Consider the following 16609-nt stretch of genomic DNA (forward strand, 5'->3'; position numbering starts at 1 on the left):
GTAACGTTTGGCACACGCCTCGCGAGTTTTTTCTCACTTACTAATGGAGGGAAAGTATATTTTACTTTATCACTGTAAAGCGAAATATACTTTCCTATACCATAAAGAAAGGCAGCCTGATTAGCTGCCTTCTCTCTCTATTATACAATTGGTTTCTTAGCCGGGGTACCGGCTTTGCGCGGATATGCAGAGGGAGTTTTTTGCTGCTTTCGGATGATAATAATGTTTCGTTCCGATCGCTCTTCCGGCAACTCGAATGTCTCTACTTTCTCCGTCTTCCCACCCAATGTTTTGATGGCTTTTTTTCCTTCATTCAGTTCTTCTTCCACGTTTGCACCTTTCATTACCAGGAAAGCGCCACCCGGTTTAACGAAAGGTATACATAGTTCAGACAGAACATTCATCCGTGCGACAGCCCTTGCAGTTGCTATGTCGAATTGTTCACGGTATTTCTTATCCCTCCCTGCGTCTTCAGCGCGACTATGGAGGAACACAACTTCTTTCAAACGAAGCTGTCTTACAACTTCCTGTAGAAAAACAAGCCTTTTATTTAAAGAATCAAGAATTGTAATTTTTAACGCAGGAAAGCAAATTTTCAACGGAATACCGGGAAATCCTGCACCTGACCCAACATCGATAAGGTTCCTTACGTTCGTGAAATCATAATAGAAAGCCGGTGTAATCGAGTCATAGAAGTGTTTCTCGTACACTTGCGGTTTTTCTGTAATCCCTGTCAAATTCATTTTTTCGTTCCATTCTACAAGCAGTTCATAGTACCTCTCAAACTGCGCAAGCTGCTCTTCCGAAAGAGCAATTCCTCTCTCTTCGGCCATCTGCCGCAATGTAATTGCATCCATAGGATTCTCCTAATTTGCGACTTTCCGATAGGATTCCAAATAGACAAGCAACACGGAGATGTCTGCCGGTGTTACACCGGAGATACGGGACGCCTGCCCAATAGACAGCGGTTTGACTTTCTCAAGCTTCTGACGCGCTTCCATAGCCAAGCCCTGAATGCTCATATAATCAAGATCTTCCGGCAGTTTTTTCTTCTCCATTTTCTTCAGACGTTCTACGTCCTGCATCTGCTTGCGAATGTATCCTTCGTATTTAATCTGAATCTCAACCTGTTCCGCCACATCTTCCGGAATCTCCGTCTCCGCAGGCGCAAGCTGTGCGATATGCTTATACGTTACTTCCGGTCGCTTCAATAAAGAATAGAGATCAATTGCGTTATCCAACTCTTTGGAACCAACTTCGCGCAGCATTTGCTGCACTTCCGGCCGCGGCCCTACTTTTGTCGTTCTCAGGCGTTCTTTTTCTGCTTCAATGTCTTCTTTCTTCTTTAGAAAACGCCGGTAGCGTTCTTCCCCGATTAAACCGATCTCATACCCGATTTCCGTCAAGCGCATATCCGCATTGTCATGACGAAGTAGCAGGCGATATTCGGCGCGGGACGTAAGCAGACGGTATGGCTCATTCGTGCCTTTTGTTACGAGATCATCGATCATTACACCAATATACGCTTGCGAACGATCGAGGATGAGCGGTTCTTTGCCCTGCACTTTCAGTGCCGCATTAATCCCCGCCATGAGCCCCTGACCTGCCGCTTCTTCATAACCTGATGTTCCATTCAATTGGCCCGCCGTATACAATCCCTGAATTCGCTTCGTTTCCAGCGTCGGCCACAGCTGATTTGGCACGATTGAATCGTATTCAATCGCATAGCCCGGACGCATCATCCTTACATTTTCCAGACCGGCAATCGTCTTCAGGATTTCTAGCTGCACTTCTTCCGGCATACTGGTGGACAGTCCCTGGACATATACTTCTTCCGTATTGCGTCCTTCCGGCTCCAGGAAAATCTGATGGCGCGGTTTGTCACTGAAACGCACGATTTTATCCTCGATGGACGGACAATAACGCGGTCCGGTTCCCTCAATTACGCCTGAGAACATCGGCGCACGGTGCAGATTATTGTTAATAATCTCATGCGTTTTCTCATTCGTATAGGTTAACCAGCATGGGAGCTGCTCCTCCGTTAAGAATTCTGTCGTTTCATAAGAGAATGCACGCGGAACATCGTCACCCGGCTGGATTTCCGTTTTGCTATAATCAATCGAGCTATTATGAACACGCGGCGGCGTACCGGTTTTAAAGCGAACCAGCTCAAAGCCGAGCTCTTTTAGATGATGGGACAATTCAACGGACGGCTGCATATTATTTGGACCGCTTTCGTACTGCAGATCGCCGATGATGATCTTTCCGCGAAGGTACGTACCGGTTGTTAGTACGACAGCCTTCGCCGCGTATTCCGCACCTGTTTTTGTAATAACGCCTTTGCAAACGCCATCTTCCACAATCAGACGCTCGACCATTCCCTGACGCAACGTCAGGTTTTCCGTGTTTTCAATCGTTTGTTTCATCGTATGCTGATACAGAAATTTATCTGCTTGTGCACGCAATGCATGTACAGCAGGGCCTTTCCCCGTATTCAACATTCGCATTTGGATATAAGTCTTGTCAATATTCTTGCCCATTTCGCCGCCCAATGCATCGATTTCGCGAACTACGTGGCCTTTGGCCGGTCCGCCGATGGACGGGTTGCATGGCATATAAGCGATCATATCGAGATTTATCGTTAGCAATAGTGTCGAGCATCCCATGCGAGCCGCGGCGAGCGCCGATTCCACTCCCGCATGTCCGGCACCGACTACAATCACGTCAAATGTACCTGCCTGGTATCCCATTTTTTATACTTCCTCCTCTACGCGGCCTTTCGCGTATTCTCTTATTTTCCAAGGCAAAATTGAGAAAAAATCTGACTAACCAAATCATCACTTACCGCGTCTCCTACAACCTCACCAAGCAGTTCCCATGTGCGGCGGATATCAAATGCCACCATGTCCACAGGCAAGCCGCTCTCCACCGCGTCAATCGCTTCCCCTATCGTTCTATGAGCTTCATTTAATAGCTGAATGTGGCGAGCATTGCTTACATATGTTAAATCGTCACTCTGTACCGACCCGGCAAAGAATAAAGAAGAGATTGCTTCTTCAAGTTGCTCGATACCTTTTTCTTCTTTGACCGAAATGGTTACAAGCGGCAAGTCACCTGCCAAATTTCGTACTTCATCCAAATCGATCTTTTGCGGCAAGTCGGTTTTATTTACAATAATAATTGCATTCATAGGTTTTACTACTGTAAGCAGGTTACGGTCTTCTTCCGTCAGTTTTTCACCGAAATTCAGTACAAGAAGCACCAAATCGGCCTGGCTGAGCATTTCTCGTGACCGCTCCACCCCGATTCGTTCTACAATATCTTCAGTTTCACGAATACCGGCAGTGTCAACCAAACGCAGCGGTACACCGCGGACATTCACATATTCTTCAATAATATCACGTGTGGTACCTGGAATGTCCGTAACAATTGCTTTGACCTCCTGCAAAAGACTATTGAGCAGCGAGGATTTCCCGACGTTCGGACGGCCTACAATCACCGTCGAAAGTCCTTCACGCAGAATTTTCCCCTGCTTGGCCGTACGCAATAGTTTTCCGATCTCATCCTGAACCCAGCGGCTTTTCTCGGACAGCAAATTTCTTGTAACCTCATCCACGTCGTGTTCGGGATAATCGATAGTAACTTCGATATGCGCCATCAATTCAATAAGCTGATGACGCAGCTGGCCGATAAGTTTCGACAGCTTGCCCTGAACTTGATTGACCGCCACTTTCATCGCACGATCCGTTTTAGCACGAATTAAGTCAATAACGGCTTCCGCTTGCGACAAATCAATGCGTCCGTTAAGAAAAGCGCGTTTCGTAAACTCACCTGGCTCCGCCATGCGTACGCCCTGTGCAAGAACTAAATCCAATACCCGTTTTACCGAAACGATGCCGCCATGGCAGTTCACTTCGACAACGTCTTCACGTGTAAACGTACGCGGTGCCCGCATAACGGACACCATAACTTCCTCCAGCACCTCACCGCTTTCATCCACAAGATGACCATAGTGAATCGTGTGGCTATCCACAGTGGATAACGACTTACGACCTTTAAATATCTTATCCACAGCCTCGACTGCATCCGGGCCGCTGACGCGAATAATAGCGATTCCGCCTTCGCCAAGCGGAGTAGCGATGGCCGCGATTGTATCAAAATCCATATTTATATCACCACGCAAAAGCATGTTTTTGTTTAAAGCTTTCCCTAAATGTATAGAATACCATACTCGAACAAAGTTTGAGAACAAAATTATCCACAAAAAAACCTCTCTACCGTTTTTGTAGAGAGGTTCCCTCTTCTTTATTTATCTTTTGAGCGCAATGACAACTCGACGATATGGTTCCGTTCCTTCGCTGAACGTCTCCACTTTCGGATGCTTTTGCAGGCGGCTGTGGATAATTTTTCTTTCCGCCGGATTCATTGGTTCCAAACGAACCGGTTTACGGGTTTTTGCGGCCTGGCCTGCCATGCGATCAGCCAGCTGCTCAAGCGCTTCTTTTCGCTTCTCCCGATAATTCTCAGCATCAAGCACAATTCGTACACGTCTATCTGCATGTCGATTCGCCACTACATTTACCAGATATTGCAATGAATCGAGTGTTTGGCCGCGGCGGCCGATAATCAGACCAAGTCCGCTGCCTTTAATATTAAACACAGGATTGTCATCCTGCTTCTGCTCCTCCACTTCGACCTTGAGTCCCATGGTTGTCAGGACCTCTTCAAGAAACGCCTTCCCCTGTCGGATTGCGTCCACTTTGGTCGCCTGCTTCGGTGCTTCTGCCGATTCTTCATCTAAGAAAGAAACGGTTGCTTCAGGTTCAGGCACAGGTTCACTTACAGACGATTCTTCTGCGGTAACAGCACTGGCGCTTTCATTCTCCTTCGGCTGTTCCTGCAGAATCACTTCTACTTTCGCATCACGAACACCGATCAGGCCGAAGAATCCCTTGCTCGGCTCTTCCAAAATATGATATGTGACCATATCACGCGTAGCCTGAAGCTGCTGTAATGCCGACTGAATCGCTTCTTCTACTGTTTTTCCCGTTGCCGTCACCTTTTTCACTTTTTCTTTCCTCCTTTAGGTTTAGGAGTGTTACCGCTAGCGGGTACGGAAGCGGTATCACGGTAAAGGAAATAAGTTTGAATAATAGTAAAGATGTTTCCGTATACCCAGTACAGCGCCAGAGCGGACGGAAGCGTAACGGAAATGACCAAAATCATGACCGGCATGAGATACAGCATCATCTTCATCTGCGGATTATCCGCCATAGCCGGACTATTCCGCATCATCATCCATTGCTGGAGATACGTCGTGGCAGCCGCAATAATCGGCAGGATGAAGAACGGATCCTTCTCTCCTAACTGCAACCAGAGAAAATCATGAGATCGAATCTCGCCAGTGCGAATAATCGCATGGTAAAAAGCGAGCAGGATCGGCATCTGAATTAAAATTGGCAGACATCCGGAAAGCGGATTTATCTGGTGCGTCTGATACAGCTTCATCATTTCTTGCTGATAACGCTGCGGATCGTTTTTATACTTATCGCGCAGCTTTATCATCTCAGGCTGAAGCTCCTGCATTTTTTTGCTGCTTTTCATTTGTTTTACCATTAACGGCAAAATCGCTAAACGAACGAGTACGGTTACAATTAGAATCGCAATGCCGTAACTTCCGCCGGCAAAGTCCGCTGATTTTTGCAGCATCCAGGAAAGTGGATACACAAAAAACTTGTCCCAAGTCCCTCCATCCGGATTAATCGGCAGCGGATTATTGGGATTGGCAGCGGTACATCCCGCAGAAAATACAGCGATTAACGCAAAAAGCAAAGCTATTTTCAATCGCTTGGGAAGCAAGAAAATTCCTCCTTGCAACGTATGTATTTTCAATTATTATACTTGCACACAGAAAAAATGAAAACTTTCTGAACAAGTGTCATGAAGATCTATTTTTCTCCTTTTTCATTCCTTTGAATAACTGAGCTTTTTTCATGCAATGATACAGACTTTCTTTGAATTGGTGAAACTCCAGGTCAACGGCTGGCAGGCGGCAAATAACAATAAAGTCTAGATTTGATTTAATTTCATCCGCACGCAGGCGGATAGCTTCTTTAATTGCACGCCGCAGCCGGTTGCGCGTTACCGCGTTCCCCATCTTCTTACTGACGGAAACTCCTACTCTGAAGTCCTCCTGCCCTTCTTTTTTCAATGAATAGATGACGAACTGTCGGTTTGCAACGGAAGTGCCCTGTTTAAAAACAACCTGGAACTCTTCATTTTTTCGCAAACGGTTTTTGCGATACAAAGGACACACTCCTTACTGCTGCTGTTCTTTCCTTTTCCCGCTTTATGTTCCAATTAAAACGGTAGAAAAGGCCACTGTAGAAGTGGCCTTATGCTGACAATACTTTTCTTCCTTTTCTGCGACGGCTAGCGAGAACTTTGCGGCCGTTCTTTGTGCTCATGCGGGCGCGGAAGCCATGAACTTTTTTACGTTTACGGTTGTTCGGGTTAAAAGTCGGTTTCATTATATCCACCTCCTTGGGAAGGTTCCATCCAATTATCATATTATAGACAGTCTTGATTATTATATATATCCTCCTAGTTACCTGTCAAGTTTATGTTTTTTATCCACACTTTATTATTTCCCAAGCTTTATGTGCATAAAATTATTTCCCGGGATGAATTATCTACAATTTTCTTTACTGGTTATTCACAAAATATAGTGTTGTGGATAGGATATATGCACAACCTGTAGAGTTTGTGGATAAGTATGAAAAAACCATTGCGGTTGTTGGCTTTATCTGCTATCATAATTTTGTTTTAACCAGTGGATAACTGTACGAAAAACAGAGGATTATCCACAATATGTGGATAAAATTGTGGACATTTTTAACTGGGTGTGGATAAGAAAATCCACACCCTTGGGGATTTTCTTAAGAGGTGTAGAAAAAGCTTTTTCTTCCTGATATAAAATATAACCGGGTTATCCACAGCGATTTTTTATACTTACCGCCCATTATGCAACACAAACTTCTTCTTAAATAAACACGTTCCGGTCCGCCGGAAGACGGAAATATGGGAAGGAGAAGGGAGGAGACACATGGTTACCAACGTAAAAGAACTCTGGGACACGACGCTCTCACATATACAAACCCGCATCAGCAAACCAAGCTTTGAGACATGGCTTAAATCAACCAAAGCTACGTCGCTTGACGACAATACTCTTTTGATTACGGCACCTAACGAATTTACTCGGGATTGGCTGGAATCTAGATATTCAGAATTGATTTCGGAAACATTATATGAGGTAACCGGCAAAGTGATTACGATTAAATTCATAATTCCAACCTCAAATTCCCAGCAGGATGATGAGAGTGTAAGCAGAGCTCCTACTGCCAACGAAAAGCGGAACACCTATCATGATGACTACCCGCAAACGATGCTAAATCCCAAATATACGTTTGATACATTTGTTATTGGGGCCGGAAACCGCTTTGCTCACGCTGCTTCCCTTGCAGTAGCCGAAGCACCTGCAAAGGCTTACAATCCGCTTTTTATTTATGGAGGCGTAGGGCTTGGCAAGACGCATCTTATGCACGGAATCGGCCACTATGTTCTGGAGCAGAATCCAAATGCGCGTGTGGTCTATCTTTCTTCTGAAAAGTTTACGAATGAGTTTATTAATTCGATTCGAGACAATCAGACCGTTAACTTTCGCAATAAATACCGAAATGTCGATATTCTGCTGATTGACGATATTCAATTTCTGGCCGGTAAAGAACAAACGCAAGAAGAATTCTTCCATACGTTCAATGCATTGCATGAAGAGAGCAAGCAAATTGTCATCTCAAGCGACCGACCGCCGAAAGAAATTCCGACGCTCGAAGACAGGCTACGCTCTCGCTTTGAATGGGGCTTGATTACAGATATCCAGCCGCCGGATTTAGAGACGCGAATTGCGATTTTGCGAAAGAAGGCAAAAGCGGAAAATCTGGAAATCCCGAACGAAGTTATGGTTTATATTGCGAATCAAATTGATACGAATATTCGTGAGCTGGAAGGTGCATTAATTCGCGTGGTCGCCTACTCATCTCTAATTAACCGGGACATTGATACGGAGCTGGCGATGGAAGCGCTGAAAGATATCATTCCTTCCAATAAACCAAGAATTATTAACATTGCCGTAATCCAGCAGGTCGTGGGAGAGTTTTTCAATTTAAAACTCGAAGACTTTAAAGCGAAAAAACGGACGAAATCGGTTGCATTCCCGCGCCAGATTGCGATGTACTTATCGAGAGAGCTTACGGATTACTCGCTGCCGAAAATCGGGGAGGAATTCGGAGGACGTGACCATACAACGGTTATTCACGCTCACGAAAAGATTACACAGGCCCTGCAGAGCGATCGCCAGCTGCAGACAACCATCCAGGAACTTATTGATACGATTAAAAGCGGACGTTAATTTTTTTTTGCGTTTGCGCCCTGTGTATAAATGTGAATAATCATCCAGGCCTGTACACAAAGTTATCCACATGTGTATAGGCTTTATTTCTTTTTACTTTAGAACTTATTCACATATCCACTGCCCCTATTACTATTACTGGGGTTTTAAAAAATATTAAAGTAAAAGTATATGATAAAATGATAAGTAAAATGCCTAAGGGGGACACAATGAAGTTTACGATTCAAAGAGACCAACTGACCAATGCGATTAATACAGTAAGTAAAGCTGTATCATCCAGAACGACAATTCCGATTCTTACCGGGATTAAAATCGTCGCCCACGAAGACGGCATTACATTGACCGCAAGCGATTCAGATATCTCTATTGAGCAATATGTCCCGATCGAATCCGGTGAACATCAATGGATTGAGAATATTACGCCGGGAAGCGTTGTGCTTCCTTCTCGCTTCTTCGGGGAAATCGTGCGGAAATTGCCGGGCGAGCAGGTCACCATCTCTGTAAACGATCGTTTCGTAACCACCATTTCTTCCGGACGATCAGAATTCAACTTAAACGGAATGAATGCGGAGGATTACCCGCGTCTGCCTCAAATCGAAGAAGATAAGGTGCTCAGTCTTCCTGCCGATTTGCTGAAGACAATGATTCGTCAAACCGTATTTGCAGTAGCCACCACTGAGACCCGTCCGATTTTGACCGGGGTGATGTGGAACCTTACAGATGGACAACTTTCATTTGTGGCGACGGACAGCCACCGCCTTACTACCAGAAAGGCGACAGTCGAATCAGCTGCAGGCTTAAATTTCGACAACATTGTTATTCCGGGTAAGAGTCTGACCGAGTTAAATAAAATTTTGCCTGATGACGACCAGCTTGTGGATTTGGTTATTACGGATAATCAGATTCTTGTAAAGGTAAGCCATGTGCTTTTTTACTCTCGTATTCTGGATGGAACTTATCCGGATACGACTCGTATTATTCCGCAAAGTATAAAAACGGAAATGATTTTACCGGCAAAAGAGTTTCTCGGAGCGATTGAACGGGCAAGCTTATTAGCAAAAGACGGAAAAAATAATGTAGTTCGCCTGTTTACCCGCCCGGACAGTGTGATTGAAATTTCTTCCAACACACCGGAGGTCGGCAAGGTTACAGAGGAAGTGGTTCCTTTATCGATTGATGGAGAGGATGTAAAGATTTCGTTTAATGCAAAATATATGATTGATGCGCTGCGGACAGTGGACAGCAGCGAGATCCGTATCGAATTTACCGGAGCGATGAGTCCGTTTGTTATCCGCCCTACCGAGCACGATTGGATGCTTCACCTCATCCTGCCTGTAAGAACAAACCAGTAGAAAGGGGTTGTTGTTTATGAAGAAACGGCAAGTCCCCATTACGACTGAATATATTCCCCTTGGCCAATTCTTAAAGCTAGCCGAGATAATCGATACGGGCGGACAGGCGAAATTTTTTCTTGCAGAAACGTATATCGAAGTAAATGGAGAAGCCGAGAATCGCCGGGGCAAAAAATTGTATAATGGAGATACGGTTTACGTAGAAGGATTCGGTACGTATGAAGTTTTGCGTCAAACCGATGAGTAACCAGCGGCATGCTTAATTCGTATGGAAAAGCGTGCGGGCCGGGAGGGAAGACGGTTTGATATTAAAAGAATTGGAACTGGCACAATACAGAAACTTTGAGCGTGTTCAAGTACACTTCGACGCTCCTATTGTTTTATTCGTCGGCCCGAACGCGCAGGGGAAGACCAACATGCTGGAGTCGATATATGTACTGGCGATGGCCAAATCGCACCGGACGAGCAAAGATAAAGAGCTTATCAAGTGGGAAGAGCCGTTTGCCCGCTTATCCTGCCGGGCAGATCGACGGACTGGTCCGGTACACCTCGATATTCAGTTGACTTCTAAGGGAAAGAAAGCGAAAATTAACCAGTTAGAGCAACGGAGATTAAGCGATTATATCGGGGCTATCAACGCGGTTATGTTTGCACCGGAAGATTTAAGTATTGTCAAAGGGAGTCCTGTCATTCGACGCCGTTTTCTCGATATGGAAATCGGGCAGGTATCCAAGTCGTACTTGTACCACATTTTGCAATATCAGAAGCTGATTCAACAGCGCAATCTGGCAATGAAAGAACTGCAGATGGGTAAGCCATTCGGCGACATGCTGGATATCTATAATGCGCAGATGGCGCATCTGGCAGCCAAAGTGCTAAACAAGCGTTTTGGCTTCATGGATAAACTGGAGAGATGGGGCCAGGAAATCCACGCGCAAATCACCCAGGGGAGAGAAACGCTGACCCTTTCTTATGAGAGCACGCTTCCTGTTACGCCTGATATGTCAGAAAGCGAAGCGGAAGAAGCTGCTTACCGCCACTTGACCTCTATTAAGGATCGCGAAATTGCCCGCGGTACCAGTCTGGCCGGACCACACCGGGATGATATTCATTTTTTCATCAATGGCACAAGTGTGCATCAGTATGGATCGCAGGGACAGCAGCGCACAACCGCACTCTCTTTAAAGCTTGCGGAAATTGAATTGATTCATCAGGAAGTGGGAGAGTATCCTCTCCTTCTCTTAGATGACGTACTGTCAGAGCTGGATGCCGACCGGCAGTCACACCTTCTGCACAACATTAAAGACCGGGTACAAACGTTTGTGACGACGACGGGCGTAGAAGGACTGTACCATCAGACGCTGCAGCAGGCGGCCATTTACCGGGTAAAGCAGGGTACTATTACACGGGACATATAAGGAGGACGAGTATGTTTATTCATTTAGGCGGTGAAATGGTTGTGCGTGCCAAAGATGTTATCGCGATTCTTGATTACCACATGAAACAATCCTCTAAGATTACCCGGCAATTTCTGCAGAAAGCGGAAGAGAACGGCCGAATCATCACCCTGGGCAGTGAGCAGACGAAATCATACGTAGTAACCAAAGATAAAGTGTACTGCTCCCCGATTTCGTCGCTGACGTTAAAGCGTCGTGCTAATTTCTTGGAAAGCAGGTGAGGCTTAGATGGCAGAGAATACACAAAACAATTACGGAGCGAGCCAAATCCAGGTTCTCGAAGGTTTAGAAGCGGTCCGGAAGCGTCCGGGCATGTATATTGGCTCCACTAGTATCCGCGGATTACATCATCTTGTCTGGGAGGTTGTGGATAACAGTATTGACGAAGCGCTTGCCGGGTATTGTGATGATATTCACATCTATGTTCATCCGGATAACAGCGTGTCTGTCACGGACAATGGGCGGGGAATCCCGACGGAAATCCACGAGAAGACCGGGAAATCGACAGTAGAAACCGTATTGACTGTGCTTCACGCTGGCGGTAAGTTCGGCGGGGAAGGATATAAAGTGTCCGGCGGTCTACACGGGGTAGGTGTCTCGGTCGTAAATGCACTGTCCAAATCATTGACCGTGGAAGTAAAACGGAACGGCAAACGTCATGTGCAGCATTTTGCTTACGGGGCGCCGCTTGACGAACTGAAAGTCGTCGGAGAAGCGGAGGATACGGGGACGAAAGTAACGTTTTTGCCCGATCCGGAAATCTTCACCGAGACGACCGTATTCGAGTATGAAATTCTGCAGAAACGTTTGCGTGAGCTCGCGTTTTTGAATCGCGGCGTACGGATTACGCTGCACGACGAGCGAGAAAATAAAACCGATACGTATTACTACGAAGGCGGCATTCGTTCTTTTGTAGAGTATTTAAATAAAAATAAAGAGAAGCTGCATGAGCCACCGATTTACATCGAAGGGGAAAAAGACGGCCTGATGGTGGAAATCGCCTTGCAGTATAACGATTCGTTCGCAAGTAATATTTATTCTTATGCGAATAATATTCATACACACGAAGGCGGTACGCACGAGTCCGGATTCAAGAGTGCGCTGACCCGGGTAATTAACGATTACGCTCGCAAACACAATCTGTTAAAAGACAGAGACGGTAACTTGACCGGCGACGATGTGCGCGAAGGACTGACCGCAATTATCAGCGTCAAAATTCCGGACCCGCAATTCGAAGGCCAGACGAAAACGAAGCTGGGGAACAGTGAAGCACGGGGGATAACAGAGTCGTTGTTCGCTGAACATTTCTTTGTTTACCTCGAAGAGCATCCTCAGGAAGCGAAGAGGGTCGTTGAAAAATCTTTAATGGCGGCAAGGGCCCGGGAAGCTGCCCGGAAAGCGCGGGAGCTAACACGCCGTAAGAATGCATTGGAATTCAGCTCTCTGCCGGGCAAGCTGGCCGACTGTTCAAGCCGGGACGCTTCGATTAGCGAACTGTATATCGTTGAGGGTGACTCCGCCGGCGGCTCGGCAAAGCAGGGACGGGACAGAAAGTTTCAGGCGATTCTTCCGCTTAAGGGTAAGATTTTAAACGTAGAGAAGGCAAGGCTGGACAAAATCCTTTCCAATATGGAAATCCGTGCGATTATTACCGCTTTAGGTACAGGAATCGGAGAAGACTTTGATATTTCCAAAGCCCGCTACCACCGGATTATTATCATGACGGATGCCGATGTGGACGGTGCGCATATCCGTACTTTGCTTCTAACTTTCTTCTATCGGTATATGCGTCCGCTTGTGGAACATGGCTATGTATACATTGCCCAGCCGCCGCTGTATAAGTTCCAGCAGGGGAAGGTTGTGCGGTATGCATACAACGACGCTCAGTTAAACCGGATTCGGGCGGAGGCTCCAGATCGTCCGGAACCAAATATTCAGCGCTATAAAGGTCTGGGCGAGATGAATCCGGAACAGTTGTGGGAGACGACAATGGATCCGGAAAGTCGTACGCTGCTCCGCGTTGCGCTTGAAGACGCGATGCAGGCCGATGAAATCTTCGAGATGTTGATGGGTGATCGAGTGGAACCGCGGCGTGATTTCATTCAAGAGAACGCGAAAAAAGTTCGCAATCTCGATATTTAATAAAAAATAAGCCTTCTTCTCTGTCAAGGAGGCTTATTTTTGTTTGTAAAGGGAGATAAATGGTATAATGAAAATTATGGGCAAAACGATTGCAACCTGCCGTGGGTGGGCCTAATAAACGTTGAACGACGGAGGTAGTTTAATGGCCGAGCAACAATCTAACGTTATTGATATTAATATAAACCAGGAGATGCGAGAATCATTTCTCGAATATGCGATGAGCGTAATCGTGAGTCGCGCTCTTCCGGATGTTCGTGATGGTCTGAAGCCTGTGCACCGTCGGATTTTGTTTGCGATGAACGAGATGGGAGTCACTCCCGATAAGCCATACAAGAAATCGGCACGTATCGTCGGGGACGTCATCGGTAAATACCATCCGCACGGTGATTCGGCGGTATATGAGACGATGGTTCGGATGGCGCAGGATTTTTCCTACCGTTATCCGCTGGTGGACGGACATGGAAACTTCGGTTCGGTAGACGGTGATTCGGCGGCTGCCATGCGTTATACAGAAGCACGAATGTCAAAAATCGCAACTGAGCTGATGCGCGATATCGGAAAAGATACGATTGATTTTGGACCGAACTATGATGGAAATGAGCAGGAGCCGTTGGTTATGCCGGCTCGCTTGCCGCACCTTCTCGTAAATGGGGCAGCAGGAATTGCGGTCGGTATGGCAACCAATATTCCTCCCCATAATTTGCGGGAAGTTATCGACGGGATTCTGCTTCTTATTGAGAATCCTGATTGCTCGAACCGTGATTTAATGGATCATATTACGGGTCCTGACTTTCCAACAGGTGCTTTAATTATGGGGCGTGGCGGCATTCGCCGCGCATACGAAACCGGTCGCGGTTCTGTTATTATTCGTGCCAAAGCGGAAATTGAGGAACACGGAAACAAAGCGCGCATCCTTGTAACTGAAATTCCGTATCAGGTAAACAAAGCACGCCTGATTGAAAAGATTGCCGAGCTGGTGCGCGAGAAGAAGCTGGACGGCATCACCGATTTGCGTGATGAATCTGACCGTAACGGAATGCGTATTGTCATTGAACTGCGTCGGGACGTAAGTCCGCAGGTGGTGCTGAACAACCTGTACAAGCATACCGCCATGCAGACAAGCTTCGGTATTAATATGCTCGCATTGGTGAATAACGAACCGCGCATTTTAAACTTGAAGCAGATGCTTTATTATTACCTTGAACACCAAAAAGAGGTCATTCGCCGGCGGACACAGTACGATTTACGAAAAGCGGAAGCAAGAATCCACATTGTGGAAGGCTTGCTGAAAGCCATTGATATTGTAGACGATTTGGTTGACCGCGAAGGTCCGATCCGTTCCGCTTCAGATCGGGAAGAGGCTCGTGGTTTCTTAATGGCTGAATCGTTTCCGATGAAAGGCCGGGAGGTTCCCCTTGGCTTTACACTTGAGCAGGCGAATGCGATTCTTGATATGCGTCTGCAGGCCTTAACCGGTCTATCTATCGAGCGCTTGACGGACGAGTATAATGAACTGTCTAAGTTAATCGCCGAGCTGCGCGCAATTCTTGGCGACGAGAACAAAATTCTGGCGATTGTAAGCGAAGAGTTGACCGAGATCCGAGAAAAGTACGGAGATGACCGCCGTACCGAAATCACGGTAGATATGGACAACATTGAAGACGAAGATTTAATTCCGCAGGAAGAAGTCGTTATTACCCTTACTCACCGCGGTTATATCAAGCGACTGCCGGTGGATACGTACCGTGCACAAAAACGCGGTGGGCGCGGTGTTCAGGGAATGGGTACACGCGAGGATGATTTCGTGCAGCATCTGATTACAACCAATTCCCATCATTATCTTTTATTTTTTACAAACAAGGGAAAGGTGTACCGCTTAAAAGCGTATGAAATTCCGGAATTAAGCCGTACGGCCAAAGGCCTCCCAATTATTAATCTTTTGCAAATTGAACAAGGTGAATACATCCAGACAGTCATTCCGATCAAGGAGTTTACCGCCAATCATTATCTGTTCTTTGCTACCAAACAGGGGATTGTGAAACGTTCTGACCTGGCATCTTTCAGCAATATTCGCCGCATTGGTCTTTTTGCTATCAACCTGCGGGAAGATGACGAGCTTATCGGCGTACGACTGACAGATGGGGACCAGAATATTATCATGGGTACCCAGAAAGGCATGTCCATTCTCTTCTCGGAAAAAGACGTGCGCATTATGGGACGCTCTGCAACAGGGGTCAAGGGCATTCATCTGAGCGACGATGATTGCGTTATCGATATGGATATCGCGGAACAGGATGCTGATGTCTTAATCGTTACATCGCGCGGATACGGTAAGCGGACCCCGCTTTCTTCATACCGGTTCCAGTCCCGGGGAGGAAAAGGAATCAAGACACTGCATTTAACCCAGCGCAACGGTGTTGTTGTAGGGTTGAAAGTGGTGAGCGAGAAAAACGATTTAATGCTGGTAACGTCGGCAGGTATTATTATTCGTCTTTGTGTCAAAGATATTTCCTCTATGGGTCGCAACACGCAGGGCGTAAAGTTGATTCGTGTCGGTGATCAGGAAGAAGTGGCTACGGTAGCTAAAGTGGAAGTGACCGAAGAGATCGAGGATACGGAAGATGTAATCAAAGAAGTAAAAAGCAAGATGTTTAAAGAACCGGAAACACTTAAAGAATGATTTGAGGGAAAAGGGTAGTACGATAATGTACCGCCCTTTTTCAAGGTAAAGCGATATATACTTTCCCTCCATTTGTACGCGAGGAAAAAACCGTGAGACATGTGCCGACCGCTGCTTTTTCCGTGTGGAGCGTGTGGCCCTTAAAGGAGTCGAAGACCACCAGTGGTCTCCCACCTTGAGGTACCCGGATGTTTTGCCGGTCCGACCTAGCTATATGGAAAACGTATGGCTGTTGCTTACTTACGTATCGAGCGTGAGAGGCACATTTTCTGATGCGCACAAGCTTCATCGATAGGATTGGTAAGAAACTCCTTCTCTAAGCGTAGGTGGGAGAAGTTCATATGTTGACATCGATAAAGGAGTCGTAGTATATTATTTTTTGTCGCTGCTGACTTGCTCAAAGCGATGTATAAAAAGGATAAAACCTTTAAAAAAATGCTTGCAATATTGTTTTGAATGTAATAAAATATAAAAGTCACCGACACAACGCGGTGATGTACGTAAGAATGGG

Annotated in this window: 14 protein-coding genes; 7 read left to right on the forward strand and 7 right to left on the reverse strand. The window is 46.2% G+C overall.

What is annotated here, in order from left to right; genetic code table 11:
* Window positions 1-140 precede the first annotated feature (140 nt).
* From rsmG to rpmH, 7 genes are all read right to left on the reverse strand, one after another.
* Window positions 141-857 carry a 16S rRNA (guanine(527)-N(7))-methyltransferase RsmG gene (rsmG, locus tag ADA01nite_RS10695; protein WP_146809958.1) on the reverse strand — a complete coding sequence of 239 codons (717 nt, stop codon included), beginning with the start codon at window positions 855-857 and terminating at the stop codon, window positions 141-143.
* Between the two features lie 9 nt (window positions 858-866).
* Complete coding sequence (gene mnmG, locus ADA01nite_RS10700) at window positions 867-2750, reverse strand: tRNA uridine-5-carboxymethylaminomethyl(34) synthesis enzyme MnmG (protein ID WP_146809959.1); 1884 nt, start codon at window positions 2748-2750, stop codon at window positions 867-869.
* A 41-nt stretch (window positions 2751-2791) separates the two neighbouring features.
* On the reverse strand, window positions 2792-4165 hold the full coding sequence (gene mnmE, locus ADA01nite_RS10705) for a tRNA uridine-5-carboxymethylaminomethyl(34) synthesis GTPase MnmE (RefSeq protein ID WP_146809960.1): 1374 nt from the start codon (window positions 4163-4165) through the stop codon (window positions 2792-2794).
* A 144-nt stretch (window positions 4166-4309) separates the two neighbouring features.
* On the reverse strand, window positions 4310-5068 hold the full coding sequence (gene jag, locus ADA01nite_RS10710; RefSeq protein ID WP_146809961.1) for an RNA-binding cell elongation regulator Jag/EloR: 759 nt from the start codon (window positions 5066-5068) through the stop codon (window positions 4310-4312).
* On the reverse strand, window positions 5065-5859 hold the full coding sequence (yidC, locus tag ADA01nite_RS10715) for a membrane protein insertase YidC (RefSeq protein ID WP_146809962.1): 795 nt from the start codon (window positions 5857-5859) through the stop codon (window positions 5065-5067). The genes jag and yidC overlap by 4 nt, the downstream gene beginning before the upstream one ends.
* A gap of 79 nt (window positions 5860-5938) precedes the next feature.
* Window positions 5939-6307, reverse strand: a complete 369-nt coding sequence (gene rnpA, locus ADA01nite_RS10720) for a ribonuclease P protein component (protein ID WP_146809963.1) — start codon at window positions 6305-6307, stop codon at window positions 5939-5941.
* Window positions 6308-6395: 88 nt separating this feature from the next.
* On the reverse strand, window positions 6396-6530 hold the full coding sequence (rpmH, locus tag ADA01nite_RS10725; RefSeq protein ID WP_146809964.1) for a 50S ribosomal protein L34: 135 nt from the start codon (window positions 6528-6530) through the stop codon (window positions 6396-6398).
* A 575-nt stretch (window positions 6531-7105) separates the two neighbouring features.
* Between rpmH and dnaA the strand changes: the two genes are divergently transcribed.
* From dnaA to gyrA, 7 genes are all read left to right on the forward strand, one after another.
* Complete coding sequence (dnaA, locus tag ADA01nite_RS10730) at window positions 7106-8467, forward strand: chromosomal replication initiator protein DnaA (protein WP_146809965.1); 1362 nt, start codon at window positions 7106-7108, stop codon at window positions 8465-8467.
* Between the two features lie 209 nt (window positions 8468-8676).
* Window positions 8677-9819, forward strand: a complete 1143-nt coding sequence (gene dnaN / locus ADA01nite_RS10735) for a DNA polymerase III subunit beta (RefSeq protein ID WP_146809966.1) — start codon at window positions 8677-8679, stop codon at window positions 9817-9819.
* A 16-nt stretch (window positions 9820-9835) separates the two neighbouring features.
* Window positions 9836-10066, forward strand: coding sequence for a S4 domain-containing protein YaaA (yaaA, locus tag ADA01nite_RS10740; protein WP_146809967.1), 231 nt, complete (start codon window positions 9836-9838; stop codon window positions 10064-10066).
* 55 nt (window positions 10067-10121) lie between these two features.
* Window positions 10122-11237 carry a DNA replication/repair protein RecF gene (gene recF / locus ADA01nite_RS10745; RefSeq protein WP_146809968.1) on the forward strand — a complete coding sequence of 372 codons (1116 nt, stop codon included), beginning with the start codon at window positions 10122-10124 and terminating at the stop codon, window positions 11235-11237.
* An 11-nt stretch (window positions 11238-11248) separates the two neighbouring features.
* Window positions 11249-11497 (forward strand): extracellular matrix regulator RemB, encoded by a 249-nt coding sequence (remB, locus tag ADA01nite_RS10750; RefSeq protein ID WP_146809969.1) that lies wholly within the window; start codon window positions 11249-11251, stop codon window positions 11495-11497.
* 7 nt (window positions 11498-11504) lie between these two features.
* Window positions 11505-13418: a DNA topoisomerase (ATP-hydrolyzing) subunit B gene (gyrB, locus tag ADA01nite_RS10755; protein WP_146809970.1), complete on the forward strand. Its 1914-nt coding sequence runs from the start codon at window positions 11505-11507 to the stop codon at window positions 13416-13418.
* A gap of 142 nt (window positions 13419-13560) precedes the next feature.
* Window positions 13561-16098: a DNA gyrase subunit A gene (gene gyrA, locus ADA01nite_RS10760; RefSeq protein ID WP_146809971.1), complete on the forward strand. Its 2538-nt coding sequence runs from the start codon at window positions 13561-13563 to the stop codon at window positions 16096-16098.
* The last annotated feature ends 511 nt before the right edge of the window (window positions 16099-16609 follow it).

Origin of the sequence: Aneurinibacillus danicus (genome assembly GCF_007991215.1) — a bacterium.
Classification (GTDB): Bacteria; Bacillota; Bacilli; order Aneurinibacillales; family Aneurinibacillaceae; genus Aneurinibacillus; species Aneurinibacillus danicus.